This window comes from Aliarcobacter thereius LMG 24486 (assembly GCF_004214815.1).
In the GTDB taxonomy this organism is placed as follows: Bacteria; Campylobacterota; Campylobacteria; order Campylobacterales; family Arcobacteraceae; genus Aliarcobacter; species Aliarcobacter thereius.
In genome coordinates this window covers 1,040,727-1,066,821 of the sequence record NZ_CP035926.1, presented here as the reverse complement: position 1 = coordinate 1,066,821, position 26,095 = coordinate 1,040,727, and the positions used below count along the sequence as shown (strand labels likewise).

At 26.5% G+C, this 26,095-nt stretch carries 24 protein-coding genes, 1 tRNA gene and 1 other RNA gene; 12 read left to right on the top strand and 14 right to left on the bottom strand.

Features of this window, described 5'->3' with window-relative positions:
• Positions 1-131 precede the first annotated feature (131 nt).
• A complete protein-coding gene (gene ligA, locus ATH_RS05510; protein WP_066184348.1) occupies positions 132-2,081 on the top strand; it encodes an NAD-dependent DNA ligase LigA in 1,950 nt (649 codons plus the stop codon).
• 141 nt (positions 2,082-2,222) lie between these two features.
• Here the strand turns inward: ligA and ATH_RS05505 are convergent.
• From ATH_RS05505 to ATH_RS05495, 3 genes are all read right to left on the bottom strand, one after another.
• Positions 2,223-2,306: transfer RNA gene (locus tag ATH_RS05505), tRNA-Leu, on the bottom strand.
• A 69-nt stretch (positions 2,307-2,375) separates the two neighbouring features.
• A complete protein-coding gene (locus ATH_RS05500; protein ID WP_066184339.1) occupies positions 2,376-2,651 on the bottom strand; it encodes an HU family DNA-binding protein in 276 nt (91 codons plus the stop codon).
• A 185-nt stretch (positions 2,652-2,836) separates the two neighbouring features.
• Entirely contained in the window at positions 2,837-3,415 is a 579-nt protein-coding gene (locus ATH_RS05495) for a class II aldolase and adducin N-terminal domain-containing protein (protein WP_066184337.1), read from the bottom strand.
• Between the two features lie 61 nt (positions 3,416-3,476).
• On the opposite strand from ATH_RS05495, the gene rsmH reads away from it, so the two are divergent.
• On the top strand, positions 3,477-4,382 hold the full coding sequence (gene rsmH / locus ATH_RS05490; protein WP_066184335.1) for a 16S rRNA (cytosine(1402)-N(4))-methyltransferase RsmH: 906 nt from the start codon (positions 3,477-3,479) through the stop codon (positions 4,380-4,382).
• Positions 4,375-4,626 (top strand): hypothetical protein, encoded by a 252-nt coding sequence (locus tag ATH_RS05485; RefSeq protein ID WP_066173713.1) that lies wholly within the window; start codon positions 4,375-4,377, stop codon positions 4,624-4,626. Before rsmH ends, ATH_RS05485 begins: the two co-directional genes overlap by 8 nt.
• Positions 4,627-4,641: 15 nt before the next feature.
• Here ATH_RS05485 and ATH_RS05480 read toward each other — a convergent pair whose 3' ends face one another.
• A complete protein-coding gene (locus ATH_RS05480) occupies positions 4,642-5,931 on the bottom strand; it encodes a C40 family peptidase (RefSeq protein WP_066184332.1) in 1,290 nt (429 codons plus the stop codon).
• A 78-nt stretch (positions 5,932-6,009) separates the two neighbouring features.
• Between ATH_RS05480 and ATH_RS05475 the strand changes: the two genes are divergently transcribed.
• Positions 6,010-6,399, top strand: a complete 390-nt coding sequence (locus tag ATH_RS05475) for a hypothetical protein (RefSeq protein WP_066184329.1) — start codon at positions 6,010-6,012, stop codon at positions 6,397-6,399.
• A gap of 31 nt (positions 6,400-6,430) precedes the next feature.
• Here ATH_RS05475 and ATH_RS05470 read toward each other — a convergent pair whose 3' ends face one another.
• The 4 genes from ATH_RS05470 to mltG form a co-directional block, all read right to left on the bottom strand.
• Entirely contained in the window at positions 6,431-6,709 is a 279-nt protein-coding gene (locus ATH_RS05470; protein ID WP_066184327.1) for a c-type cytochrome, read from the bottom strand.
• 76 nt (positions 6,710-6,785) lie between these two features.
• Positions 6,786-7,721, bottom strand: coding sequence for a malate dehydrogenase (locus tag ATH_RS05465; protein WP_165595955.1), 936 nt, complete (start codon positions 7,719-7,721; stop codon positions 6,786-6,788).
• A 103-nt stretch (positions 7,722-7,824) separates the two neighbouring features.
• A complete protein-coding gene (locus ATH_RS05460; RefSeq protein ID WP_066184322.1) occupies positions 7,825-10,017 on the bottom strand; it encodes an NADP-dependent isocitrate dehydrogenase in 2,193 nt (730 codons plus the stop codon).
• Between the two features lie 119 nt (positions 10,018-10,136).
• Positions 10,137-11,261, bottom strand: a complete 1,125-nt coding sequence (gene mltG, locus ATH_RS05455) for an endolytic transglycosylase MltG (RefSeq protein WP_066184405.1) — start codon at positions 11,259-11,261, stop codon at positions 10,137-10,139.
• Here mltG and ATH_RS05450 point away from each other — a divergent pair.
• Positions 11,254-14,103, top strand: coding sequence for a YhdP family protein (locus tag ATH_RS05450; RefSeq protein WP_066184320.1), 2,850 nt, complete (start codon positions 11,254-11,256; stop codon positions 14,101-14,103). The genes mltG and ATH_RS05450 overlap by 8 nt on opposite strands.
• 20 nt (positions 14,104-14,123) lie before the next feature.
• On the opposite strand, the gene ATH_RS05445 is transcribed toward ATH_RS05450, so the two are convergent.
• Together ATH_RS05445 and secA are read right to left on the bottom strand one after the other, a co-directional pair.
• The gene (locus ATH_RS05445; RefSeq protein WP_066184314.1) at positions 14,124-15,332 is read right to left on the bottom strand and encodes an ABC transporter permease; all 1,209 of its coding nucleotides are present in this window, start codon (positions 15,330-15,332) and stop codon (positions 14,124-14,126) included.
• A 1-nt stretch (position 15,333) separates the two neighbouring features.
• A complete protein-coding gene (secA, locus tag ATH_RS05440; RefSeq protein WP_066184311.1) occupies positions 15,334-17,952 on the bottom strand; it encodes a preprotein translocase subunit SecA in 2,619 nt (872 codons plus the stop codon).
• Positions 17,953-18,010: 58 nt separating this feature from the next.
• Here secA and lolA point away from each other — a divergent pair, with 58 nt between their 5' ends.
• From lolA to ATH_RS05425, 3 genes are all read left to right on the top strand, one after another.
• Positions 18,011-18,541 (top strand): LolA-like outer membrane lipoprotein chaperone, encoded by a 531-nt coding sequence (gene lolA / locus ATH_RS05435; RefSeq protein WP_066186961.1) that lies wholly within the window; start codon positions 18,011-18,013, stop codon positions 18,539-18,541.
• Positions 18,542-18,554: 13 nt separating this feature from the next.
• Positions 18,555-18,876, top strand: an RNA gene (gene rnpB / locus ATH_RS05430) — RNase P RNA component class A.
• A 147-nt stretch (positions 18,877-19,023) separates the two neighbouring features.
• Complete coding sequence (locus ATH_RS05425; protein ID WP_066390354.1) at positions 19,024-19,593, top strand: hypothetical protein; 570 nt, start codon at positions 19,024-19,026, stop codon at positions 19,591-19,593.
• Positions 19,594-19,823: 230 nt separating this feature from the next.
• Here the strand turns inward: ATH_RS05425 and ATH_RS05420 are convergent, their stop codons facing one another.
• Genes ATH_RS05420 through ATH_RS05405 form a run of 4 tightly spaced genes read right to left on the bottom strand, consistent with a single transcriptional unit; the run spans position 19,824 to position 22,703 of the window.
• Positions 19,824-20,396 carry a 2-oxoacid:acceptor oxidoreductase family protein gene (locus tag ATH_RS05420; RefSeq protein WP_066186964.1) on the bottom strand — a complete coding sequence of 191 codons (573 nt, stop codon included), beginning with the start codon at positions 20,394-20,396 and terminating at the stop codon, positions 19,824-19,826.
• A gap of 9 nt (positions 20,397-20,405) precedes the next feature.
• Positions 20,406-21,239, bottom strand: a complete 834-nt coding sequence (locus tag ATH_RS05415; RefSeq protein ID WP_066184299.1) for a 2-oxoglutarate ferredoxin oxidoreductase subunit beta — start codon at positions 21,237-21,239, stop codon at positions 20,406-20,408.
• Position 21,240: 1 nt separating this feature from the next.
• The gene (locus ATH_RS05410; RefSeq protein ID WP_066390355.1) at positions 21,241-22,371 is read right to left on the bottom strand and encodes a 2-oxoglutarate synthase subunit alpha; all 1,131 of its coding nucleotides are present in this window, start codon (positions 22,369-22,371) and stop codon (positions 21,241-21,243) included.
• Between the two features lie 2 nt (positions 22,372-22,373).
• A complete protein-coding gene (locus ATH_RS05405; RefSeq protein ID WP_066184293.1) occupies positions 22,374-22,703 on the bottom strand; it encodes a 4Fe-4S dicluster domain-containing protein in 330 nt (109 codons plus the stop codon).
• Positions 22,704-22,849: 146 nt separating this feature from the next.
• Between ATH_RS05405 and ATH_RS05400 the strand changes: the two genes are divergently transcribed.
• From ATH_RS05400 to trpC, 4 genes are read left to right on the top strand one after another with little or no spacing between them, the layout of a single operon-like run.
• Entirely contained in the window at positions 22,850-23,566 is a 717-nt protein-coding gene (locus ATH_RS05400; protein ID WP_066390356.1) for a tRNA1(Val) (adenine(37)-N6)-methyltransferase, read from the top strand.
• Positions 23,559-23,942 (top strand): YkgJ family cysteine cluster protein, encoded by a 384-nt coding sequence (locus tag ATH_RS05395; RefSeq protein ID WP_066184286.1) that lies wholly within the window; start codon positions 23,559-23,561, stop codon positions 23,940-23,942. The genes ATH_RS05400 and ATH_RS05395 overlap by 8 nt, the downstream gene beginning before the upstream one ends.
• Positions 23,918-25,282, top strand: coding sequence for a tetratricopeptide repeat protein (locus ATH_RS05390; RefSeq protein ID WP_083202021.1), 1,365 nt, complete (start codon positions 23,918-23,920; stop codon positions 25,280-25,282). Before ATH_RS05395 ends, ATH_RS05390 begins: the two co-directional genes overlap by 25 nt.
• Complete coding sequence (gene trpC / locus ATH_RS05385; RefSeq protein ID WP_066184284.1) at positions 25,269-26,060, top strand: indole-3-glycerol phosphate synthase TrpC; 792 nt, start codon at positions 25,269-25,271, stop codon at positions 26,058-26,060. Before ATH_RS05390 ends, trpC begins: the two co-directional genes overlap by 14 nt.
• The last annotated feature ends 35 nt before the right edge of the window (positions 26,061-26,095 follow it).

The following is a 26,095-nucleotide window of genomic DNA, read 5'->3' as shown; positions in this document are numbered from 1 at the left end:
ATATGTCTTTTTATAAAGCAAGCTAAGCTTTTTTTATACCCATACCCCAACAACTTCCCCTAATCTCTTTTATTTAATTAACTACCAAAGAATGATATAATCTAGAAAATAAAATGTAAAAGAAATGATTTATGACAAAGAACGAATATGATATAAATATAAATAAATTAATTTTATGGGCTAAGGCTTATTATGTAGATGATGAGCCAATAGCTAGTGATGATGAGTATGATAAACTTTCAAGAAAATGTTTAAAATTTGAAGAAACTAACCCTAGCTTAGTACATCCAAATTCTCCAAATAACAGAATTGGTGGACATGTATTAGATAACTTTAAAAAAGCTTCACATTTAAGTCGTATGTGGAGTCAAGAAGATATATTTAATAATAGAGAACTTGAAGATTGGATAACAAGAGCTTCAAAGGTTGAAAGAGAGTTTAGTTTTTTTATTCAACCAAAGTTTGATGGAGCTAGTTTAAATCTTATTTATGAAAATGGATTATTACAACAAGCTATTACAAGAGGTGATGGTAGTGTAGGAGAAGATGTTACACATAATGTTTTAACAATACACTCTATACCTTTAGAGATTTCTGAAAAATCGCTTATTGAAATAAGAGGCGAAATTGTAATAAAAAAAGATGATTTTATTAAGATAAATGAAGATAGACTAAAAAATGAAGAACAAACATTTGCTAATCCAAGAAATGCAGCTGCAGGTAGTTTAAGACAACTTGATTCGAAAATTACAGCAAAAAGAAAACTCTTTTTTAATGTTTGGGGAGTTGGAAAAAATAATTTGGAATTTAAAAAAACTAGTGATATGATGGAATATATATTTTCATTAGGTTTTGAAAGATCACCTATGCAAATAAGAGTTAAAAATATCAATGAAATAATTGAAACATATAAAGAGATGTTAGCAAAAAGAGATGACTTCTCTATGCTTCTTGATGGAATGATTATAAAAATAGATGATATAAATATTCAAAATATTTTAGGATATACACAAAAATTTCCAAGATGGTCATGTGCATATAAATTTCCAGCTATTGAAAAAACTACAAAATTAAAAGATATTATACTTCAAGTAGGTAGAACAGGAGTCGTTACTCCTGTTGCTAAAGTAGAAGCTGTTGAAATTGATGGAGCTATTGTTGAAAGAGCTACATTACATAATTTTGATGAAATAAAAAGATTAGATTTAAAAATAAATGATGAGATAATTATTATAAGAAGTGGAGATGTAATTCCAAAAATTACAAAAGTTTTAATTGAGAGAAGAGATGGAACACAAATTGATATTATAAAACCAGTTAATTGTCCAAATTGTCAAAGAGAACTTTTAGTTGAAGATATTATGATTAAATGTCAAAACCTTGATTGTTCTTCAAGAGTTGTAAATTCTATTATATATTTTGCAAGTAAAAATTGTATGAATATTGATGGTTTAGGTGAGAAAATAGTTGAACTTTTAGTTCGTGAAAAAAAGATTTATGATATTTTGGATATATATTCTTTAAGGTATGAAGATTTAGAAAATCTTGAAGGATTTAAAGAAAAAAAGATAAATAATTTATTAAGGGCAATTGATAATTCAAAAAATAGTGAATTATATAGAGTAATAACAGCTTTAGGGATAGAGCATATTGGAGAAGTTGCATCAAAAGCAATTTGTAATAAGTTTGCTTTAAATTTAGTAGAAGCTAAATATGAAGAGTTAATAAGCATTGATGGAATAGGTGAGCAAATGGCAAACTCTTTTTTAGAGTTTATGAGAGTAAATAAGGATATAGTTTTAAAGTTATTTGAAATTTTAGAACCCAAATTTATTATAAAAGAAGAAGCTAAGAATAATCCTTTTAAATCAAAGACAGTTGTAATAACTGGAACTATGAGTAAAAGTAGGGATGAAATGAAAAGTTTTTTTGAGGACTTAGGAGCTAAAGTATCTTCAAGTGTGTCTAAAAAAACTGATTTCTTGATTTATGGAGAAGATTCTGGAAGTAAATATGATAAAGCAATAGAGTTAGGAATAAGAACTTTAGATGAAGAAGAAGTAAATAGATTATTAGATTAATTTTAATAGAGAGTTATATATTAATCTTATAAGATAATAAAGATTTGAGTAGAGAATAAGAAATATAATTTTAATTTAGTGAAATATTGAGCCAAATTATAAGTAATAAAAGATTAATTGATTATATAATTAATTAAGTAATGGTAGCCCTGGCCGGAATCGAACCGGCACTCCAGTGGAATACGATTTTGAATCGCACGCGTCTACCAATTCCGCCACAGAGCCATTATAGTTTAGGGAATAAAAAAAGAGCCCATCGTAAGATAAGGCTCTTTAGTACTAAAATAAGTTAAATTATTTTGCTACTGCTTCTTTTAAAGCTTTACCAACTTTAAATTTAGCAACAGTAGTTGCAGGTACATTAACAGTTTTGTCTGTTCCTGGAACTTTTGCAACTCTAGCCGCTCTAGGAGCAGTAGAGAATGTTCCAAACCCTATAAAGCTTACAGAATCTCTTTTTACTAGTGCCTCTGTAATTGTTTCTAAAACTGCATCAACTGCACCTTTAGCATCTTTTTTAGATAAACCTGCTTTTGCAGCAACTGCGTCAATAAATTCAGCTTTGTTCATGGATAACTCCTCATATAAAATAAATTGAGAAAACTTTATTATAGTTAAACTTTAAGTTTCCTAAATTCTATACGTTTTCATAATAATTTATCTTAAAATCTTCAAAAAATGAGTTAAATGAGTAAATAAGTAGAATTTTTAAGCTAATATTTATATATCTAGTAGAATTTTTTAAAGAGTTTTAATTATAAAAATGTACTTTTTATACTAAGTAATCTGCATGAATTTTCTAAAATAGCAATTTTTTTTACAAGTTCATGAATGTTTCTATCATAAATATAAGTGCCTACACCTTTTATTACCATTAAATTATGGTCAGTATATTTTATTTCTCTTGTAATTTCTAGCGCTGATCTTTTTTTCCAAGTTTTTAAATCTCCTGGATTATATATTGAGATTTCTCCAAATATTGTTTTTCCTAAGTAATCTTCAAAAACTATATTATCATGAACTAAAGTATAAGCAGTTGTATATATTGGCATGGCAAAAGCTATATATTTTGCTTCATGAATATTTGTATATATCGTTGAATGTGTTATTGCATCATAACTTGCAATATTCCATCTATAATCTTGTTTATTCATATTTAAAGTACAAAAAGATTTTTCATCAAGATTATCAAATACGGCATCTTTTGAATTTATTATAAAATGTTCTTGATCTAATTTTGCAGATATTGCACCTTGGTATATTCCAAAAAAGTTTTTTGTAAACATTGATAAAGATAGTTCAGATAGAAGTTTTACTGTATCTTGATTTAACATATAATTTATGCCTTAAATTGTTTTTTGGTATTATATTGCAATTTAAATTAAAAGGCTTATATTGCAAGAAATACCACATATTCCAGTTTTATACAATGAAGTTTTAGAATCATTTAAAAATGTAGAAAATGGATATATAATTGATTGTACAACAGGTTATGCAGGACATAGTAGTGGATTACTAAAACAAAATGACAAAGTAAATTTAATTTGTAATGATCAAGATCTTGAAGCTTTGGATTTTAGTAAAAATAGATTAAAAGAGTTTGAACAAAGAGTTACTTTCTCTTTTGGTAACTTTGAAAATATTATTGATAAATATAAAGAATTACCAATAAAAGGGATTTTAGCCGATATTGGGGTATCTTCCTTACAATTAGATAAGCAAAGTAGGGGTTTTTCATTTAATTCAGAAACACTAGATATGAGAATGAATCAAACTCAAAGTTTAGATGCTGCACAAGTTATCAATACATATTCAGAATATGATTTAGAAAAGATTTTGAAAGATTATGGAGAGATAAGAGAGTATAAAAAAGTTGCTTCATTAATTGTAAAAAATAGACCTTTTTATAGTTCAAAAGAGTTAGCAGAATTTTTTTATAATAAACTTCCTAAAGGAAAGATTCATCCAGCTACACTGATTTTTCAAGCAATAAGAATAGAAGTAAATAATGAAATAGGTGTTTTAGAATCACTTTTTAAGTCTATTGAAAATAGTAAGATAGAAGATTGTTTAATTGCAATAATCTCATTTCACTCTTTAGAAGATAGAGTTGTAAAAAACTATTTTAAGAAGTGGAGTCAAAAATGTATTTGTCCACAAAATGTATTTAGATGTGAATGTGGAAATAATCACTCCTTAGGAAAAATACTTACAAAGAAACCATTAATTGCTACAAATGAAGAGATAAGACAAAATCCAAGAAGCAGAAGTGCAAAATTAAGGTTATTTAAATTTGATTAAATTAAATAGTAAAAACTCATTATTTATAGCTTATATTATATTTTTTACAGCTATTTTTATCTTTTTACCAAGAATATATGTAAAAAATAATATCTACTATGTGAGTAAAGATATTAATAGATTATATTCGCAATATATCTCTTTAAATGAAGAGAACATTTTTTTAGCTAAACAGCTAGAAGAGATAAAATTTAAGAATCAAGTTCTTGATTCAATGATAGTAAATCCACTTTTTGAAGATTAAAAGTGGATTTATTTACTAAAATATAGAGATTCCTGATACTTTATTTAGAATAGAATTCTCTTCATCGTATTCTTCAAGTTCTTTTCCTATATCTAAAGTGGATATTATAGTTTTTCCTACAATTTTTCTTTTTTCATTATTATTTTTATCTTTTAGTTTTATACTCCAAAGATTATGAGCAATTATTGGTTCTCCTTCATATTGTCCTAAATAAAGAACTATATGACCAGGAAGATAAATTAAACTTGAAAAAGGTTTTGCATATTTTTTAATATATTTCTTTTTATCTTCAAGTGATTTATCGCTTATATCATGATAAGTTCCAATAGAAGTTTGTGCTTTTGAGTTTCTAGGTAATGATTTTGCAAAAATTGAGAAATAATCTTGAGTAAAACTTGAACAATCTCTATGAAAAAAAGCTCCACCCCAACCATAAGGCTCATTTAAAAATTCTTTTAATATTTTTGCTCTATTCTCTAAATTGTTTTTTAAAGGGAAATTAGTAATATTTTCTTTTTCGATATTTACAAAATCTATTTTTGCATTTTGATTTTTATCTTTTCTTGCAATAATAAATTTATCATCTTTTTTAGGAAAGATTGTACTTGATTTTATATGTTCTACAAAGAATGGATTGTAAATTGCAAATTTCTCTTTTATTGCAATATAATAGTTGTTATTTCTAAAATCTTTTATAAATTCATCATCTACAAAAGCTATATAATCAACTTGAATCCATCCATAAACATAACTTGATTCAATGTAAGCCCAAGCTTTATCTTTTGAGTAATGAGATATAAAGATTGGAGTATTTATTTTCAAAAGAGAATTTTGATTGTAATCAAAAGGAAAACCTTCACCCGGAATTTCAGGGTTCTTAAATAGAGGTGAAATAGTTGGAAATACTCTTAAGTTTGCATTTTTTATTGTGATTGCTTTTTTATTAACTGTATTAAAGCTTTCAAAATCAGAATAAAAATACATATATTCTATCCAATCAGGTGTAAAACTATTTAAGTTTTCTAAATATCTTGTGACATCTTTTACAGAGAATCCCCACATAGCATCTTCTTTTGAAATAGATAATTTATTTTGATTCCATACTTTAAAATAATTATCTAAAAACTCTTTTGAAGATTTTTCTTGATCAAAACTACTATCATCCGCTTTCTTTGAAAGAGATAGAAGCTCGATATCTTCAAACTCAAATACTGTTTTTATAGCTTTATTTTCGCTAAAAATAAAATATAAAATGAATATTGAGAATAAAGATATAAGTATGATTTTAACTCTTTTTTTAGACATGAAAACCTCTTTTTTATTACTATTCTACCATTTATAAAATTATTTCAATATAATAGAGCTTTTAAAAGAGGTACTATCTTGTATAAATTATCTATTACTAAAGAGCTTTTTGAAAATATTTTTTTAAAAAAAGAAAAAAATATAGAAAAACCAGCAACAAAATATTGGAAAAAAGAGTTGTTCTTTCCAAAAATAATCGATGATAATATTTTCTATGATTTGAGAAAAATTGAAAAGATTATTTTAACTAATGGATTAGAAAAATCTGGACCACAAATGGTTTTAGAGTGTTTAAACCTAGAATATAAAAAAGATAAAAATATTTTTGTTTTTCATTTGGGTAAAATTTTAGAACAAAAAAATATTGAAGATATAAATGATGAAAAAGATTTAATTATAAAACAGTTATTAGATGAGAAAGAGGAGTTAAAAAAAGTTCTACTTGAATTAAAAATGATGAAGAAGTAGTTAGAATATATATCTAGCTACTTCTTTGAAATTATTTTACGATTAAATCAGCTAATTCTTTCATAGTAGCTTCACTCATACCTTTTACTTGACCTGTCATCATAGCTTTCATTGGTCCACCATAAGTTCCATCTTGATAACCTTTTAAAGAAGCAATAAAATCCTCTTTGCTCATATCTTTAATGATTTTTGATTTACCTAAAGCAACTTTTTCTCCATTTGCTCCATGGCACACAACACATGATGCATAAGGATTTGCAAAAGCAAAAGATGCTGCTAAAATTGTACATGATAAAACTATTTTTTTCATATTTTTCCCTTTAATTGAAATTAAATAATTATAGATTAAAACAAGTTAAATATACTTGATATTAATCAAATAAGATTTATTTAATGAGTAAATCAATACTTTTTATACTTTCTGAAATGGATATAGCAGATTTTTTAAGAGCTATAAGTTCGTTTTCTGATATGTTTTCTTCTATTATCTTTTCAACACCATATTTACCCACAATTATAGATGTTCCTAATATTGCATCTTCTAAATAGTACTGATTTGATAGTTTTACACTACAAATAAACTTCTCTTTTGTATCATTTAATATTGCATTACAAATTCTTGAACAAGCAGTTGCAGGAGCAAAATAAGCAGAACCAGTTTTTAAAAGTTCTACAATATTAGCCCCACCATTTTTTGTATTTTCAATAATCTTTTCTAGTTGGGCTTTGTTCAAGAAATCATTTGCTTTTTTACCATTGATTCTTATACTTGAAACAAGTGGAACCATAAAGTTTGAGTGTGCTCCAATAACTTTAGCCTCAATATTATTTACTTTAAAATCTAAAGCTTTTTTTATATAATATTTAAATCTTGCACTATCTAGTTCTCCAGCCATTCCTAAAACTTGATTATTTTTTAGATTTGAGTATTTTAGTGTTGTATAAACCATTGCATCAAGTGGATTTGATACTATAATATATATTGCATTTTGATTATATTTTATAATATCATTTAGAATATTTTTTAAAATATTTGCATTTTTTATAATTAAATCTTCTCTTGACATAGATGGAGTTCGTGCTATTCCAGCTGTTATAATTATTATATTACAATCTTTGAACACATCGTTTTCTAAAATAGCTTTTGTAACTGTTTTTGAATTGTTTGAAATACTAGCTTGTGTGATGTCTAAACTAAGTGCTTTTATGAAATCTTCTCTTATATCTTTTAATAAAATTTCATCACAACTGTTATTTAAAGCTAAATTATAAGCTAATATAGAACCAACATTACCAACTCCGATTATTCCAACTCTTTTCAAAATAAATCCTTTTAAATAGTTTAGAATTATATCATTTTAGCTCTTATATGAGATATTGTATTAGTAGAAATAAATAGAGAAGTAAAAACTTCTCTATTTAAAATTAAGCAAGAATTTTATTTAGTGTTGTAGATGGTCTCATAACTTTTGAAGTTAATTCATCATCAAATAAGTAGTATCCACCAGTGTTTGCTACTTTACCTTGACATTCTGTAAGCTCTTTTAGAATTTGAGTTTCATTTTCATTTAGAGCTTTAGAAATTGGAATAAATTCAGCTTTTAAAGATGTATCTTCATCCTGTTTTGCTAATTCATCTGCCCAGTACATTGCTAAATAGAAGTGACTTCCTCTATTATCAATACTTCCTATTTTTCTAGCTGGAGATTTATCATTAATTAAGAATGTTCCAGTTGCTGCATCTAGAGTTTTTGCTAAAATAGCAGCTTTTTTATTGTTTTGAGTATTAGCTAAGTGATCAAATGAAGCAGCCAGTGCCATAAACTCACCTAAAGAATCCCATCTTAAATAGTTCTCTTCTTGAAGTTGTTGTACGTGTTTAGGTGCACTTCCTCCAGCACCAGTTTCAAATAATCCACCACCTTGCATCAATGGAACAATAGAAAGCATTTTTGCAGATGTTCCAAGCTCTAAAATTGGGAATAAATCAGTATTGTAATCTCTAAATACATTTCCTGTAACAGAAATTGTATCAAGACCTTTTCTCATTCTATCAAGTGAGTATTGCATTGCATCATCAGGAGATTTAATAGAGATTTCAAGACCTGATAAATCATAATCTTTTAAGTATTTTTCAACTTTAGAAATCATTTGTGCATCATGACCTCTATTTTTATCCAACCAAAATACTGCTGGAGTATTTGATAATTTTGCTCTATTAACAGCAAGTTTTACCCAGTCTTTAATTGGTTCATCTTTTGTTTGGCACATTCTAAAAATATCACCATTATCAACATCAAAGCTAAATATAGTTTCTCCAGCTTTGTTTGTTACAACAATTTTTCCATCAGCACTTGCTTGGAAAGTTTTATCGTGGCTTCCATACTCTTCAGCTTTTTTAGCCATTAAACCAACATTTGGAACAGAACCCATAGTTTTTGGATCTAGAGCACCATGTTTTTTACAATCTTCAATTGCAATTTGGTAAGTTGTAGCATAACATCTATCTGGAATCATTGCTAAAGTATCTTCTTCTTTATCCTCTTTATTCCACATTTTACCACCACCTTTTATCATGGCAGGCATAGAAGCATCAATAATAACATCAGATGGAACATGTAAGTTTGTAATACCTTTTGCAGAGTTTACCATAGCAAGTCTTGGTTGAGTTGAGTAAACAGCATCAATATCAGCTAAAATTTCAGCTCTTTTTGCATCATCTACTTGATCTAGTTTTGAATATAAATCACCTAAACCATTGTTGAAATTTACACCAATTTTTGTAAATGTATCATTGTGTTTTGCAAGTAAGTCTTTGAAATATACTTTAACAGCAAATCCAAACATAATTGGATCTGATACTTTCATCATTGTCGCTTTTAAGTGCAAAGATAGCAGTACATCTCTTTTTTTAGCTTCATCAATTGATTTTTGATAAAACTCTTGAAGAGATTTTGAAGACATTTTAGTAGCATCTACTACTTCACCATTTTCTAAAGGTAAAGAAGCTTTTAATACAGTCTCTTTACCATCTTTTCCTATGAAAGATATTTTGAAATTATCTTCTTTATTTAAAGTTGTAGAAAGTTCTGTTCCGAAGAAGTCATTTTCATCCATATAAACAACATCTGTTTTAGAATCTTTTTTCCATTCACCCATTTTATGAGGATTGTTTTTTGCATAGTTTTTAACAGCACCAGGTGCTCTTCTATCTGAATTTCCCTCTCTTAATACAGGATTAACTGCACTTCCTAAAATTTTTGAATATCTAGCACTTATTTCTTCACTTTCATCATAATTTGGTACATTATAACCTTTAGATTGTAATTCAGAAATTGCAGCTTTTAACTGAGGGATTGAAGCAGAAATATTAGGTAATTTTATAATATTTGCATTTGGATCTTGAGTCATTGCTCCAAGTTCAGCTAAAGCATCACCGATTTTTTGATCAGCTTTTAGATTTTCTGGGAAAGTAGATATTATTCTTCCCGCTAAAGATATATCTTTTTGTACCATTTCAATTCCAGAGCTTTTTGTGAAAGCTTTGATTATTGGTAGAAAAGAGTAAGTTGCTAAAGCAGGTGCTTCATCAACTTTTGTGTAAATGATTTGTGCCATTTTGTCTTCCTATAAATTTAAATTTGATATGGGAAGATTCTATCTATACTTTGATTTAAAGCTATTGAAAGTAGGGTTTTTAGTATAAATGGAATATTTGATTGTTTCAAATATTCACATTAATTTATATTATTAAACAAATCTTTTATTGAAGGTACGGTTTGTTTACTAATATCATTTTTCATTATATTTTTTGCTTCATCATCAATTTTACTAGGATTATCATTTATTTTAGAGTAATTTTTTATAACTCCAATATTTGAGTTAATATTTCCTTTATGTTCAATATAAGAAGATGAAAATTTATGAAGACCATTATTGTTATCTCTTACAAAATATAAATAATCACTTTTTACAGGAAAAATTGCTGCTTTTATTGCATTTAAGCTAACTGCACAAACAGGATTTTTAGGAATTCCTCTATTTTTATAAGTATTATATGAACTATTGTCTTCTTTTATTCTCATAGCTGTTATTTTTGTATTTGAATATGCTCCATAATTTAAAGTTCCATCCATTTGTAAGGGCATTTTTTTCTTCAATCTATTATAAATAACACTTGAAACAATAGGCATTTCATCTATGGTTGCTGCTTCTTTTTGAATAATTGAAGCTAAAGTTACATATTTATACCATTGCTCTTTATCATAAAAACCAAATATTTTATTTGAGTACTCTTCATATTTTTTATTAGTATGAGAAAAAAGATAAAATAAAAGATGCTCTTCGCTCATACCTATTGGTAAAGAGTATGTTTCTGCTAATATATTTCCATCTAATTTATAAGCATATTTATCATAAATATTATTTAATTTATTTTCATCTAAAGAGAATTCAAGAGCGAGTTTTTTTAGGAAGAAATGAGCTGTTTCTCCAGGAATTAAAGTTATAGATTTTAAAGCTGCTTTTGATTTTAAAAGTTTTAATAAAAAATCCATTTTTGTAAGTTTGTTTACTTTTATATCAATCCAACCACTTTGAACAAAACCAAAATTATCTAAAATTAGCTCATCTATCTTATTTACTTCGTAATAGTTTTTGTTTAAGTGTGTTACAATAGATTTTGTACTACCTTTAGGGATAAATAATACCTTTGAAGTAACAACAGGCATTGTAAGGTAATAAAGTAAAAAAATTGACGCAATAAGGACTAAATTAATAGTGTTAATAAATATTAAAAGAGCATCCTTCTTATTTATAGTTTTTCCATTTTTATTAATGTTTATACTTTTGTTTATGGGTATCAAAATAGACTCTTTCTCTTTATTTGGTATTAAAATTTCACAATTCTATATTAAACTAGATAAAAAGTTGATTTTGAGAGTTGACAATATTGAATATAAATATATACAAAGTGAAGTAGAAGATTCTGTTGAAGCATCAAAAAATGACTTAACAATACTTCCAAAAGTTTTAAGACTATTTGAAGAAATTGATATAAAAAACCTATCTATAAATGAAAATAATTTTAAAATATTTATAAAAGATGGAAAAATTGAATTAGAAAATAAATTTGTATCAATAGATGCAAAGTTAAGTGGAAACTATAATCAAATATTTTTAGATATAGAAGAGCTATATTTAAAAGATTTTAAAATAAAAGCTTCTGGACGAGCAAAGTTAGATTATTTTAATTCAGAGATAAATTATATTGGAAAAATATATTATGAGAATTTAATATTATCATCAAATATTGGTTTTAAAAACAACTTAATGAAATTTTTTATAAGTAGTGAAACATTTGACAATTTACACTTTTTAAAAAAGAGTCTAAACCTCCCTGAAATAGCTGAAACTTGGATATATGACAATATAAAAGGTGAGATGAGATTAGAAGGATTTTATGGAGAATTTGATCTTAATAATTATACTTTGGATTTAAGTTCACTAGAAGGTCATGCAAGTATTAAAAATGCAGAGATTGAGTTTCAAAAAGATATTGAAAAAATTAAATCAAGAGAGTTAAAAATAAAATTTGAAGATAACTCTTTAAAAATAGATTTAGAAGATGCATTCTTTAAAAATAAAGAGTTAAAAAATAGTTTTGTAAAAATTAATCAAATTTCAGATAGTGAAAGAGGAGAAGTTTTAATAAATATTGAGACTAAAAGTGCTTTAGACAAAGATATAATTAAAATTTTATCTTCATATGGAGTTGATATTCCACTTGAACAAACTAAAGGAAAAACAGAAGCTAAAGTTTTTTTAACAATTCCATATAGTAGTGATAAAGCAATGCAAACAAAAGGAGAGTTTATTATAGAACCTTCTTCAATAGCAATTGGTAATTTTGTATTTGATTCTAAAAAAGCAGAACTTTTTTTAAACAATAGTGAATTAAATATAAAAAATGCGAATTTTATTTTTCAAGATATGATTGAAGCAAATGGAGATATGAAATTTGATTTATCAACTTTAAAAGTAAATGGAAATGTAGATATAAAAAGAGTTTATTTAAAAAGTGGAAATGATTCAATAATAGATCTAAAAAATCAAAAAAGTAAGATAAATATGGATTTTCAAAATAGTACTTCTATCTCTTTAGATGATTTAAATATAGATATAAGTTATGATACAAAATTAAATATCTATATAAAAGATTTAAAGAAAATCTATCCACATTCAAATCTTTTACAGGCTAATTCTATAAAAGATGGAGAAATTTATCTAATTATTTATGATGAAAATAATATTACTCTATATGCAACAGTTAGTGGGCTTGAACTTCCTATAAAAAGAGATGGGAAAATAGTAAATTCACTAGATATATATGGAGATATTAAAAATAATATTGTGAATATATCAACTTTAGACGATAGTTTAAAATTAAAAGTAGATGATACAATAAATATATTTTTAGATAAATATGAAGTTACTATTGTAAATAGTGAAGAAAAAAAAGAGACAGAACTTCCTAAAAATCTTAGAGTTGAACTTAATAACTCTATTTTAGATCTTTTTGGAACAAAGATTAGATTAAAGGAAGCAGATGTAAATTTTGATGAAGAATCAAATATATACTTTAATGCAAATGCTAGAATTCCTAAAAAAGTACCAGTTGTAATAAAAAAAGATAATAAAGAGATTAGATATCTTGATTTAACTGGAAGTTATATAAATAATAAAGTAAAAATAGAGACAAAAAATGGCGATTTGAAGGCTAAAATTGATGGAAATAATTATACTTTATTTACAAAAGATTATGAGATTTATTATACTCTTCCAAAAGATGATAATAAAGCAAAAAAAGCATCAAGTAAGTGGGATATTAAATTAAATTTAAGTGGTGAAAATACAACTGTTGTATTAAATAATGAACATAAATTAAGAGCTTCAAAATATAATGCAAATATCACTGAAAATAGAAAGTTTATATATATAGAAGATGATGAAACAAAATTTACATATAGTGAAAATGATAAAAAATATTTTGACATTTATTTATCAAAAGCTAGTAGCAAATTTGTAAATAATTTATCAAATAAAGAGGCAATTGATGGTGGTTATTTAGATTTCTATGCAAATGGAACAATGAAAAATCTAAAAGGGCAACTATTTATAAAAGATACAAAAGTAAAAGAGTTATCAACAATAAACAATATATTATTTTTCATACAAACTTCTCCTGCTCTTATTAATCCTCTTTTTGCTATTCCAGCTGCTTTAAATATAGATGATATTGGTCATTATGAGATTGAAAAAGGAAGTATTAAACTTTTATATAGTGATAATATGAATGTTCTGTACTTAAATGATATAAACTTAATTGGAAATGGAATGGATCTTGAAGGAAATGCTTATGTAAATTTGAATAACAATAATATATATGCTGATTTAAATCTAATTTTTATGAAAACATATACAAATGTTGTAAATGTATTGCCAATTGTAAACTATATTTTATTAGGTGAAGATAGAAGAGTTGATAGTAGAATAAAAGTAAGTGGAGATATAAAAGATCCAAAAATAGAATCAAATCTTTTAGGAGATAGTTTAAGTGCTCCTGTGAATATATTAAAAAGAACTATAACAGCACCTATTGATATCTTTAATAACTTTATAAAAAATAGTAGTGAAGAGAATTAAAAAATTAAGAAAGAGTAATTTTACTCATTTCTTAATACATCAATAACATCAATATTTGTAGCTTTTTTTGCTGGATAATATGAAGATAAAAATACTATTATAATAGCTCCAACAATAATTGAAATAAAATCACTCATAGCTAAATCCAAAGGTAGTTTTGCACTTCCATAAACATCAGCTGGAAGAGAAACTATATCAAAAGTATTAAGTAAGAAATAACCAATAAATCCCAAAATAATACCTAAAATAATACCACCAAAACCAATAGAAATTCCAACTCTTAAGAAAATAGATTTAATCTCTTTAGAACTAGCACCCATTGATAAAAGTAATGCTATCTCTTTTCTTCTGCTCATAACAGTCATTAATAAAGAAGATATAATATTTAGTGAAGCTACAAGTATAATTAGCATTAAAACTATAAAAAGTGCTGTTTTTTCCATTTTCATTGCTGCAAAGAAATTACCATTTTGTTGCCACCAACCAACAACTCCCGCATCACTAAAATGTCCTAAAAAATTCTTTATTTTTTCTATATCTTTAAAAGCATCATTTGAATAAATATGAATACCATCATAAATATTTTTATCTTTGTTTAATAGTGTTTGTAAAGCTTCAATTGATGTGTACATATAAGCTTTATCATAAGCACTTAATCCTGAACTAAAAGAGCTAATATATTCAAATCTTTTCATTTTTGGCATCATTGAAAAACCAGCTGCGTTTAATTCTGTAAAATACATAGTGACTTTACTATCTTCAAATAGATATAACTTATCTTTTATTCCAATACCTGTGATTAAATCATATTTATTGGGATTCAAATCTTTTAATGCATCTTTATAAATAGGATTAATCTCCTTTTCTAAATTTGCATCAACTCCAAAAACAACTCCACCGCTTATATTATCACTACTTTGAACGATAGCTTGTGTTGAAATAAATGGTGAAAACTTTAAATCTTTAAACTCTTTTTGTAAAGATATTAATAGATTTTTATCAACAGCATTTGAGGTTTTACCATAAATTGTAAGTGGATAATTCATTGTAAAAAGTTTTTTTTCAAACTCTTTTGATGTTCCATTCATAATTGCCATTGATAAAATAAGTACCATAACACCAATAGCAACACCAAAAAATGCCAAAATAGCACTTATTGATATAAATGGATTTTTTTTATCAAATTTAAGATATTTTCTTACAATAAAGTTTATAAGTTTTTTATTCAAATTAGTTTCCTACTACTAATCCTCTTTTAGGACCACTTTTCCCACAACATTGTTTGTATTTTAAACCACTTCCACAAGGACAAGGTTCATTTCTAGCAATCTTTTTATCACTTGTTCTAACTGCTTCTTGTGCTAGATTTGTAGTTTGATTACTATTTGCTTTTTCCATAGAAGCTTTCATTCTTTCAATTGCTTCTTTCTCTTTTTGTGCATCTTCTTTGCTTTGTAATTGAATAGTAAATAAAATCTTAATTATTTCAATTTTTATGTTTGAAACTAAATCAACAAACATATTATAAGACTCTTTTTTATACTCAACAAGTGGATCTTTTTGGTTGTATCCTCTAAGTCCAATTCCAGTTTTTAAAGTATCCATTGCATATAAATGCTCTCTATATGCTTTATCTAAAATTTGAAGATATAAGATTCTTTCTATTTCACTTCTTTGCTTTTCATCTGCAATACTCATTTTTTCATTATATACTTTATTCAAAATTTCAAGCATATTTGATTTTAAAGATATATAATCTTCGCTTTCTATATTTTCTTTACTTAAAATGATATGAAGGTCTTCTTTTAAATTTGCAAGTAAAAAATCATAATCAAAATCTTCTGAAGATATATTTTCAAATATATTTGCTTCTTGAAGAATATAGTTTACATAATCTTCTCTATTTTCAGTGATTTTACTTGTAATATCATAATCTTCTCTTAAAAGTTCATTTCTGAATTTGTATATTACTTTTCTTTGTTCATTTGCAACATCATCATATTCTAAAAGGTGTTTTCTACTTTCAAAATGCATAGATTCAACTTTCTTTTGTGCATTTTCAACAGCTCTTGTAACCATTCTTGATTCTATAAATTCACCTTCTTTAATACCAAGTCTTTCCATAATAGAACGAATTTTATCACTTCCAAAAATTCTTAGAAGATTATCTTCTAAAGATAGATAGAATTGAGATTCTCCAACATCTCCTTGTCTTCCACTTCTTCCTCTTAACTGATTGTCAATTCTTCTACTTTCATGTCTTTCAGTTCCAATAATAGCTAAACCACCAAGAGCTAAAATTTCTTCTGTAAGTTTAATATCAACTCCACGTCCTGCCATATTTGTTGCAATTGTAACTGCACCTTTTTGTCCAGCATCAGCAATAATTTTTCCCTCTTTTTCGTGTTGTTTTGCATTTAAAACTGTATGAGGGATCTTTTTATTAGCTAAAATAGTATGTAGCTTTTCACTTTTTTCGATACTTGCAGTTCCCACAAGAACAGGTTGTCCTTTTTCATGATAATATTTTATCTTTTCACAAACTGCTTCAAATTTCTCTCTTTCAGTTTTGTAGATTAAATCGCTTTTATCAATTCTTTTAATTGGAACATTTGTAGGAATAGAAACAACATCAAGATTATAAATTTGTGCAAATTCAGTCGCTTCTGTTTGTGCTGTTCCTGTCATTCCTGAAAGTTTTTTATACATTCTAAAATAATTTTGATAAGTTGTATCTGCTAAAGTTTGGCTCTCATCTTGAATAGCAACTTTCTCTTTAGCTTCAAGAGCTTGATGAAGACCTTCACTAAATCTTCTACCTTCACTTAATCTTCCTGTAAATTCATCAACAATTATAATTTGATCATCTTTTACAACATAATCAACATCTTTTACAAAAATATAGTTTGCTTTTAATGCTTGATCAAGTGAGTGAGAAAGCATAGCATTTTCAATAGAGTATAAATTTCCAACACCAAAAAGCTCTTCTGCTCTTATGTGACCAGCTTCAGTTAAACTAACAGCTCTGTTTTTCTCATCTACTATAAAATCACCTGTTGTAATGGCTTTTTCAGCTGGACTTTTAGCTTCTGTTAGAGTTCCTCTCTCAAGTTTTAAAGCAATCTCATTTGCTTTTACATAGTTTTGGTTTTTATTATTTGTTGGACCACTAATAATTAAAGGAGTTCTAGCTTCATCAATTAAAATTGAGTCAACTTCATCAACAATTACAAAATTATGACCTCTTTGCACTTTTTCATTTAAGTCATAAACCATATTGTCTCTTAAAAAATCAAATCCAAAAGAGCTGTTTGTACCATAAGTTATATCGAAAGAGTATTGTAATCTTCTCTCTTCATCATCTTTTATACTATCAACAATCGCACCAACTTTGAAACCTAAAAATTCAAATAGTGGTTTTAATTCCATAGCATCTCTTTGTGCTAGATAATCATTTACAGTTACAACATGAACTCCAAGACCTGAAAGTGCATTTAAACAAACTGCAATTGCTCCAACAAGAGTTTTTCCTTCTCCTGTTTTCATCTCTGCAATATCACCATGATTTAAAACCATAGCACCTATTAGCTGTACATCATATGGTCTCATATTTAAGCTTCTATAACTAGCTTCTCTAATAATGGCAAAAGCATTTTCTAAAATATCATCCAAAGATTTTTCATCGTTTTGAACAAGAGATTTTAACTTTTCCCACTCTTTTTTTAACTCATCATCACTTAGCTTTTTAAAAGACTCTTCTAAGTTAGAGATATTTAGAGCTCTTTTTTTATAGTTTTTTACAACTCTATCATTTCTTGTACCAAAAACTTTTGAAAAAACATTTAGCATATAATTTAGTTCCTTTTTGTTATAATAAAGCTAGATTATATATAAAAAAAGGTTAAAAATGTTTTATAGAACTTTAATAATTATGCTATTTATCATAAACTTTTCACAAGCTTCTGTAAATGAGTTAAAAAACTTGAAAACTTTACAGGCAAATTTCATACAAACAATAGATTCTTCAAATGGAACAAAGATTGAATATAGAGGTTATTTATATATAAAAAATAGTGGTAAAATTTTATGGAGCTACAAAGAACCAATATTAAAAAATGTTTTTGTAGATGGAAAAATAGTAATAATTGATGAACCAGAACTCGAACAAGCTATCTATACAAACTTAGAAAATCAAGTTGATATTTTAAAATTATTAAATGATGCAAAACATATAAAAGATAATTTATATAAAACTACTATTGAAAATATAGAGTATGATATTATTTTAAATAATAAAAAAATAGATAAAATATCGTATAAAGATGAATTAGAAAATAATATTGAAATAAGATTAGAAAATACGATTTATGATGAAGATATAAATGATAATATCTTTATTTTTATTCTTCCAAGTAATTATGATTTAATAAGGAAATAGATATAATAAAAACTTAGGTAGATAGATAATAGCTTGATTTCAAGAGGAAAGTCCGTGCTACAGTGAAGCAAAGTTCCATCTAACGGATGGCTAGAGTAATCTAAGGGATAGTGCAACAGAGAGAAGACAGCCAATTTATTGGTGATGGTGAAAGGGTAGGGTAAGAGCCTACCAGTTTTTAGAGCAATCTATTAAGCTATGTAAACCCAACTTGTAGCAAGAAGACCTGGTATTAAGCTTCACACTTATTGGTCTTCGCATGAATATTAAAGTGATTTAATATCTAGATAAATTATTATCAAATACAGAACACGGCTTATAATCTACCTAATTTTTTAGCTTCCTTTCAAACCATTTGCTGTAATTCATTTAATTTTTCCATAATTATTTACCTTTTATTCATATGAACAATATGGTAAATATTGACAAAATATCAATAAATGCTATACTTCTTGTCAAATTTAATACAAAGGGAAAGAAGAATGAATCTTTTAAAATTATTAGGGGCTACTGTACTATTTGTGTTTTTATTAACTGGATGTACAGCAAAGTATGGAACAATAATTGATTATAAAGAAGAATCAAAAGTTGCATTTATTTCTATGGATCAAGATTCTACAGTGCTATGGTTAGTTAATGGAGGAGTAGTTTTGAAAAATAATTATAAATACTCTTTTGGTGCAGCAGCTACTACAACAATAAACAATGGATACACTCATTTTAGTATTCTTGTGCCTGATGAATTAATAAAACATTATAAAGAAAGAAAAGTAATGACAATAGAAGATGCTTATGAAGCTTGTGAGTCGGGAGAAAATAGTTTCAAATGGGCTATTACTTTAAACACGAAAAGAAAAGGATGTAATTCAATAATATTTCAAAGAGAAGAAGTAACTTTCTATGGAAATGTGAGTCATTCCTTTACAGAATATTATATTGAACTTCACAATGAAGACAGAAAAGATAATATCACTTTTAATGCAAAAGAAGTTTTAGAATCGGACCTTTTAAGAGGACTAAATAAAGATTATTTTGTTCCAAACAAAAGATAAATAAGAGGGAAATTCCTCTTATTTTGCTTCTCTTAAATACCAAATCATTTTTTTTGTTTCTTTATCTCTAAATGATTGGATAGAAATCTTTGCATTATATCTTTTTTGGTTTTTTACATCAAGAAGATCTGTTTCTATATAAATAATATTATTTTTATTTGAATTTCTACAATAGTCTTATAAAACTATATATTGTGAGATATTTTTTAGTAAATAAGCAGATTTAAAATCTACTTATTATTTTCTTTTGCTTCTTTAGCATACTTATAACCTAAATCATAAGCTTTATTATTCATATCGTGAAGTTTTGCAGGAATTTTTGAAAGCATTGCTTCTCTTAAAACCTCTTTTGGAATAGTTTCTCCTGTAAAGTAGTTTGCAATTGCAAGTGCCAGAATTGATTGAGTAATAACATTTCCAACTTCTTCTTTTGCAATTGTAATAATAGGAATTTCAACTATATTCCATCTTTTTTTATCTTCATCACTTGCTCTTACAAGATTTGGTTCTACAACTATTGTTGCTCCATCTTTTACACCTTTTTTAAATAAATCAAAAGATATTTGAGCAACAGATAGCATAAAATCTATCTCTCCATCATTTGCATAAGGATAAATAATCTCTTCATCTTGTAAAGTAATATCAACAACAGTTGGACCACCTCTTACTTGAGATGTATAAGTTGCTGTTTTAAGACCAAAACCACCATTGTTTATTTTTGCAATAGCAAAAATTTCACCAGCTAGAAGTACACCTTGTCCACCAACTCCTGTAAATCTCATTAAAGTTCTATTTGATGACATAATTACTCCTTATAACTCAACCATAGTTTTATTTTTGTGAGCATCTTTTACTTTATCATAAGCTTCACAGTATTCAATCATATTTTCATCTTGTTTTAAAACACCAGTTGCAAACTTTCCAACTTTATCATTTTCTTCAAGCATTTCAAATTTTGTTTTTGCAATAGAAATTGAGTCAATCCACTCTAAATTTGCAGTTGCACTTGCCATTTTATTTTTTCTACCTAAGTTTACATGGCAGTTTGAAAACACTTCAACATATGAGAAACCTTTGTGTTCAAGAGCTTTAACTAAAGATCTTTCAAGTTTTTTTGGCTCAATCATTGTTTCTCTTGCCACAAAACTAGCTCCTGCTGCTTCAACTAATTTACAAGAATCAAAACTAGGATCTATATTTCCTCTTTCCATCGTTGCTGTCCACATTCCTTTTGGAGTTGTTGGGCTTGTTTGAGAGTTTGTAAGACCATAAATAAAGTTATTTATTAAAATATATGTTAAGTCTATATTTCTTCTAGCTGCATGAATTGTATGATTTCCACCAATTGCAAGACCATCACCATCACCACCAACAACAATTACTTTTTTATCTGGATTTGCCATTTTTATTCCAGTTGCATAAGCTAAAGTTCTTCCATGAGTTGTATGAACAGTATTACAGTTTATATATGAAGAGAATCTTCCAGAACAACCAATTCCAGAAACAACACAAACATCATCCATATTCCAACCAAGTTTATCAATAGCTCTTACTAAAGACTTTAATATAACTCCATCACCACATCCCCAACACCAAAGTGTTGGCATTTTATCTGTTCTTAAATAATTATCATAGTTAAAAGCCATATTACATTCCTTTTACTTTTTCTATAATTTCAAGTGGAGAGATTGGTCTTCCATTTGCTTTTAAAAGCGTTGTAAACTCTTTTTTCCCACTTACTCTTTCTATTTCACCTAAATATTGACCCATATTTAATTCTGCAACTAAAATTTTGTCAAATTTATTTACAAGTTCATTTAATCTTTTTGCAGGGCTTGGCCAAAGAGTTTTTGGTCTAAACATACCAATTTTAACTCCTTCTTTTCTCAATCTTCTAATAGCCTCTTTTGCTCCTAAAGATACTGAACCATAAGCAATAATCATAATTTCGGCATCATCTAGCATAAACTCTTCATTTGATTCTAATTCATTTGTATGAGCTTCTACTTTTTTGAATAGTCTTTTCATTAAATTATCACAAACAACAGCATCTTCCGTTGGATGACCTGTTGGTCCATGGTGAAGACCAGTAAAGTGATATCTATATCCTTCAAACATAGGATTTAAAACAGCAGCTTCATCATCTTTTACACCATAAGGAAGATAATCTTTTTTATCTCCATCAAATCTTTTTCTAGTTATTTGAATCTTTTTCACTTCATCTAAACTAGGGATTGATACTTTTCCAGCCATATGACCAATAGTTTCATCTAGTAGTACAAAAATAGGTTGCATAAATCTATCTGCTAAATTAAAAGCACGAACAACTTCAGTGTAACACTCTTCTAAATTTCCAGGCATTAAAGTAATAGATTTTACATCTCCGTGAGTTGGATTCTTTGCTTGTAAAATATCACCTTGAGAAACTCTTGTAGGAAGACCAGTTGATGGACCACCTCTCATAACATTTATAATAACTAAAGGAACTTCAGCAATATAACCAAGTCCAATATTTTCAGCTTTTAATGATATTCCAGGACCTGAAGTTGCTGTCAAAGCTCTTTTCCCACTCATAGCAGCACCTAAAGCAGAACAAACTCCTGCAATTTCATCTTCCATTTGCATACAAGCACCACCAATAGCAGGTAGCTTTGATGATAATACATGCATGATTTCACTAGATGGAGTTATAGGATAACCTCCAAAAAATTGACAATTTGAGTCAATTGCAGCTAATGCTGCTAATTCATTTCCAGTTGATATTAGTTCTCTTGACATATTTAAACCTTTTTATCTTCATCTAATAGTTTATAAGAATTTTTTATAATTTTTTCTTGTCTTTCTTTTGATTCAGGCGTTAATTTAGAAAATTTATACTCTTTTTTATCAGCAACAAAAATAGCAAAATCAGGACATGAAAGTTCACAATCATTACAACCAATACAAGCTTCTGGGTGTACAACTGTTGCCATTGCACCAAGTGTTGAATGTATCTCTTGTCTCATAGATAAAACACCAGCTGGACAAACAGCAACACATCTATCACAAGCTTTACATCTACTTTCATCAACCCATACAGGGGTATTTAAAGGAGCTTCTATACTTGACATATTTTTCCTTAATTTAAATATAATTAAAATTTATGAAATTTATAATTTACTAAGTGAATAGTATCTAAACTAAGCTTATTTTATTAAAAGTAAAACTATAAATAGTTTAGATATAATTTACTTAATTAATTCAAAGGATTGTTTTTTTGGTACTTTATCAGCCTATTGATGGATATTGTTATAATAGTGATACTCATTTCTTATATGACTTTATTTGTAAAAACTTAGAAAAATTTAAAAATGTAAAAGGTGAACTTCTTGATATTGGAAGTGGAAGTGGAATTCTTGGATTGTTAGTGGCAAAAAAGTTTGAAAAATTGGAACTAAACCAAGCTGAGATTCAAAAAAGCTTTCAGTTTTTTTCACAAAAAAACTCAGAAATAAATAAAATATCATCAAATATGTTTTTTGGCTCATTTTTAGAAGTAGATTTTAGAAAAGAGTTTGATATTTGTGTATCAAATCCACCTTTTTATCATTCAAATGTAATAAAAAGTGAAAATGAGAGTTTAAAAATAGCTAGATATAACTCATCAATGCCACTTTTTGATTTTATAAAAAAGAGTTCAGAAATTTTAACAAAAGATGGTAAACTATTTTTTTGTTATGATGCCAAACAACTAGATATGATAATTCTATATCTAAAAGAGTTTAAATTAAATATTGAAGCAATACAATTTGTTCATCCTAAAAAAACAAGTGATGCTAGTTTGATTATGATTTATGCAAGAAAGAATTCGAAATCTCTTTTAAAAGTTATGTCTCCATTGGTAGTTTTTTCAAAGAATTCAAAATTTAAAAAAGAGATAAAAAATATATATAAAGATATAAATACTTATAGTATAAAGGCAAAATTTGAGTGATTTAATAAAAAAAGATGGATACTCTTTCTCTTTTAATCCAAAAGCATGTGAATCTTGTGGAGGTAAGTGCTGTACAGGGGAAAGTGGTTATATTTGGATAAATATTTCTGAAATTGAAGCTTTAGCAAAACATTTAAAAATGACTTTAGATGATTTTAGACAGAAATATCTTTTTAAAGAATCATATAAATATAGTTTAAAAGAGGTAAAATATCAAGATGGAAACTTTGCTTGTTGTTTTTTTGACAATATAAAAAAACAGTGTAGTATTTATGAATATAGACCACATCAATGTAGAACATTTCCATTTTGGTCATATTTTAAAGATAATTTTAAAGAGGTAGAAAAAGAGTGTATTGGTATAAAAAAACTTTAATTTTTCCTTTTATATTACTTCTTTTTACATCATGTTCAATTGATTTTTTTAATCAAGAAGTTATAAGTGAACAAAAAAGTAAAGATATAAAGAGTGCTCAAAAAAATAGATTTAAAGAGATAGAGCATAAAGATATTTTTTTAGAAGAAGTGTTTGCTTATAATGCTTATATGCTTCAAACAGAAGGAAGATTTATTGAAGCAAATGAGATTTTATTTAAACTATATCTTGCTACAAATAAGTACAAATATCTTCTTGAAAATTTTGGAAATCTTATAGTACTAGAGAGATACAAAGAGATTATTTTTAAAACTGAAAAATATTTTGTCTATGATATTAAAGAAGAGGAAGAGTTTTTAAGATATTATAGTTTTTCACTATTAAAAGAGAATAATATTGATGAATCATTAAAAATTGCTTTGAAACTTACAAAAAAATATAAAAATATAAAAAATTTTGAACTTTTAGGAAATATATATTTAGTAAAACAAGAGTATCAAAATGCATATAACTCTTATTTAAAAGCATTGACTTTTAATAGTTACAGTGTTGCATCAATACATGCTCTATCTGGTTTAGATTTTTTTAATTTTGATAAAAAAGAAGAAGCTATTTTTAGAGTAGAAGATAGTTTAAAAAATACAAACTATAACTATAACTTAGTTCTTCAACTATATACATTTTTAAATATTTTAAAAGATGATAAAAAAACAGAAGATTTTTTAAAAGATACTTATGAGTTTTATAGTAAAAATGGATTTATAATAGAGAGAGATGCTTTAATAAATCTAATTTTTAATAGATTTAAAAATCAAGATAATACAATACTATTTTTTGAAAGAAATAAGATTGAAGATGAAGTTTTAGTTGAACTTTATACTACAAAAGGCGATAAAGAAAAAGCATTGTCTTTGGCAAATAAAATTTATTCAAAAAATAAAAGTATTATAGTTTTATCTCAAAAAGCAACACTTACTTATGAACTTGCTTTAGAGAAAAAAGAGTTAAATCAAACAAAAATTAATAGTGTTATTGATATGCTTGAAGATATATTAAAAGCTAATAACAAAGCATACTATTTGAACTATTTAGCATATCTTTTAATTGATCACGATATTGATTATGAAAGAGGAATAGAACTTGTAAGAGAGGCTTTACTTCAAGAACCAAGTAATTTAGTATATATTGATACTTTGGCTTGGGGAGAGTATAAAGTTAAAAATTGTAAAGAAGCATATAGTTTTATGAAATATATTGTTGATCAAATAGGCTTTGAAAACGAAGAGATAAAATTACATTTTGATAAGATTAAGGAGTGTTTAGAAAATGATATTAGATGAAATAAATAAAATAACAATGGAAGATGTAAAGAAAAGAGAAGAAAAAATATCTTTGGAAGATTTAGAGAATGTGATAGAAGAAGGTAGCTTTTATACAAAAGATGTGAAAAGCTTTTTAAAAAGTACAAAAGATGAAGCTATAAGAATAATAGCTGAAGTAAAAAAAGCAAGTCCAAGTAAGGGAGTTATAAAAGAGGATTTTGATCCTATTTTTATAGCTAAAGAGTACAACAAATATGGTGCAAATGCTATATCTGTATTGACAGAACCACACTATTTTAAAGGTGATTTAAACTATTTGAAAAATATTAGAAATGTTACAGATATTCCACTTCTTAGAAAAGACTTTATATTGACTAAATATCAAATTGCTGAAGCATTAGTTTATGGTGCAGATTTTATTTTACTTATAGCAAAATCTCTTTCTCAAGAGTTATTAAATGAACTTTATAAATATGCAATAGGATTAAATCTTGAAGTTCTTGTTGAAATTCATGATGAAGAAGATTTGCAAAAAGCACTAAATAGTGGAGCTAATATCATAGGAATAAATCATAGAGATTTAAAAACATTTAAAATGGATATGGAACTTTGTGAGAAATTAATTCCAAAAATACCAAAAGATAAAATTATAGTTGCTGAATCAGGTGTTAGCGATATAAATATAATTAAAAAACTTCATAAAATTGGTGCAGACGCATTTTTAATTGGAGAACATTTTATGAGAGTTCCTTCAATAAAAGATGAGATTATTAGTTTTAAAAATTCATTAAATTAGGGCTCTATAACAACTTTTTATTTTTTTTTGGTACA

Excerpts from the sequence above, each read along its gene's own strand:
- ATH_RS05480 (WP_066184332.1), bottom strand. The coding sequence starts at position 5,931 with ATGTCTAAAAAAAGAGTTAAAATCATACTTATATCTTTATTCTCAATA.
- ATH_RS05495 (WP_066184337.1), bottom strand. The coding sequence starts at position 3,415 with ATGTTAAATCAAGATACAGTAAAACTTCTATCTGAACTATCTTTATCA.
- ATH_RS05500 (WP_066184339.1), bottom strand. The coding sequence starts at position 2,651 with ATGAACAAAGCTGAATTTATTGACGCAGTTGCTGCAAAAGCAGGTTTA.
- ATH_RS05470 (WP_066184327.1), bottom strand. The coding sequence starts at position 6,709 with ATGAAAAAAATAGTTTTATCATGTACAATTTTAGCAGCATCTTTTGCT.
- ATH_RS05415 (WP_066184299.1), bottom strand. The coding sequence starts at position 21,239 with ATGGCTTTTAACTATGATAATTATTTAAGAACAGATAAAATGCCAACA.
- ATH_RS05410 (WP_066390355.1), bottom strand. The coding sequence starts at position 22,371 with ATGTCAAGAGAACTAATATCAACTGGAAATGAATTAGCAGCATTAGCT.
- secA (WP_066184311.1), bottom strand. The coding sequence starts at position 17,952 with ATGCTAAATGTTTTTTCAAAAGTTTTTGGTACAAGAAATGATAGAGTT.
- ligA (WP_066184348.1), top strand. The coding sequence starts at position 132 with ATGACAAAGAACGAATATGATATAAATATAAATAAATTAATTTTATGG.
- ATH_RS05405 (WP_066184293.1), bottom strand. The coding sequence starts at position 22,703 with ATGTCAAGTATAGAAGCTCCTTTAAATACCCCTGTATGGGTTGATGAA.
- trpC (WP_066184284.1), top strand. The coding sequence starts at position 25,269 with ATGATATTAGATGAAATAAATAAAATAACAATGGAAGATGTAAAGAAA.
- ATH_RS05425 (WP_066390354.1), top strand. The coding sequence starts at position 19,024 with ATGAATCTTTTAAAATTATTAGGGGCTACTGTACTATTTGTGTTTTTA.
- ATH_RS05450 (WP_066184320.1), top strand. The coding sequence starts at position 11,254 with ATGGGTATCAAAATAGACTCTTTCTCTTTATTTGGTATTAAAATTTCA.
- ATH_RS05420 (WP_066186964.1), bottom strand. The coding sequence starts at position 20,396 with ATGTCATCAAATAGAACTTTAATGAGATTTACAGGAGTTGGTGGACAA.
- lolA (WP_066186961.1), top strand. The coding sequence starts at position 18,011 with ATGTTTTATAGAACTTTAATAATTATGCTATTTATCATAAACTTTTCA.
- ATH_RS05460 (WP_066184322.1), bottom strand. The coding sequence starts at position 10,017 with ATGGCACAAATCATTTACACAAAAGTTGATGAAGCACCTGCTTTAGCA.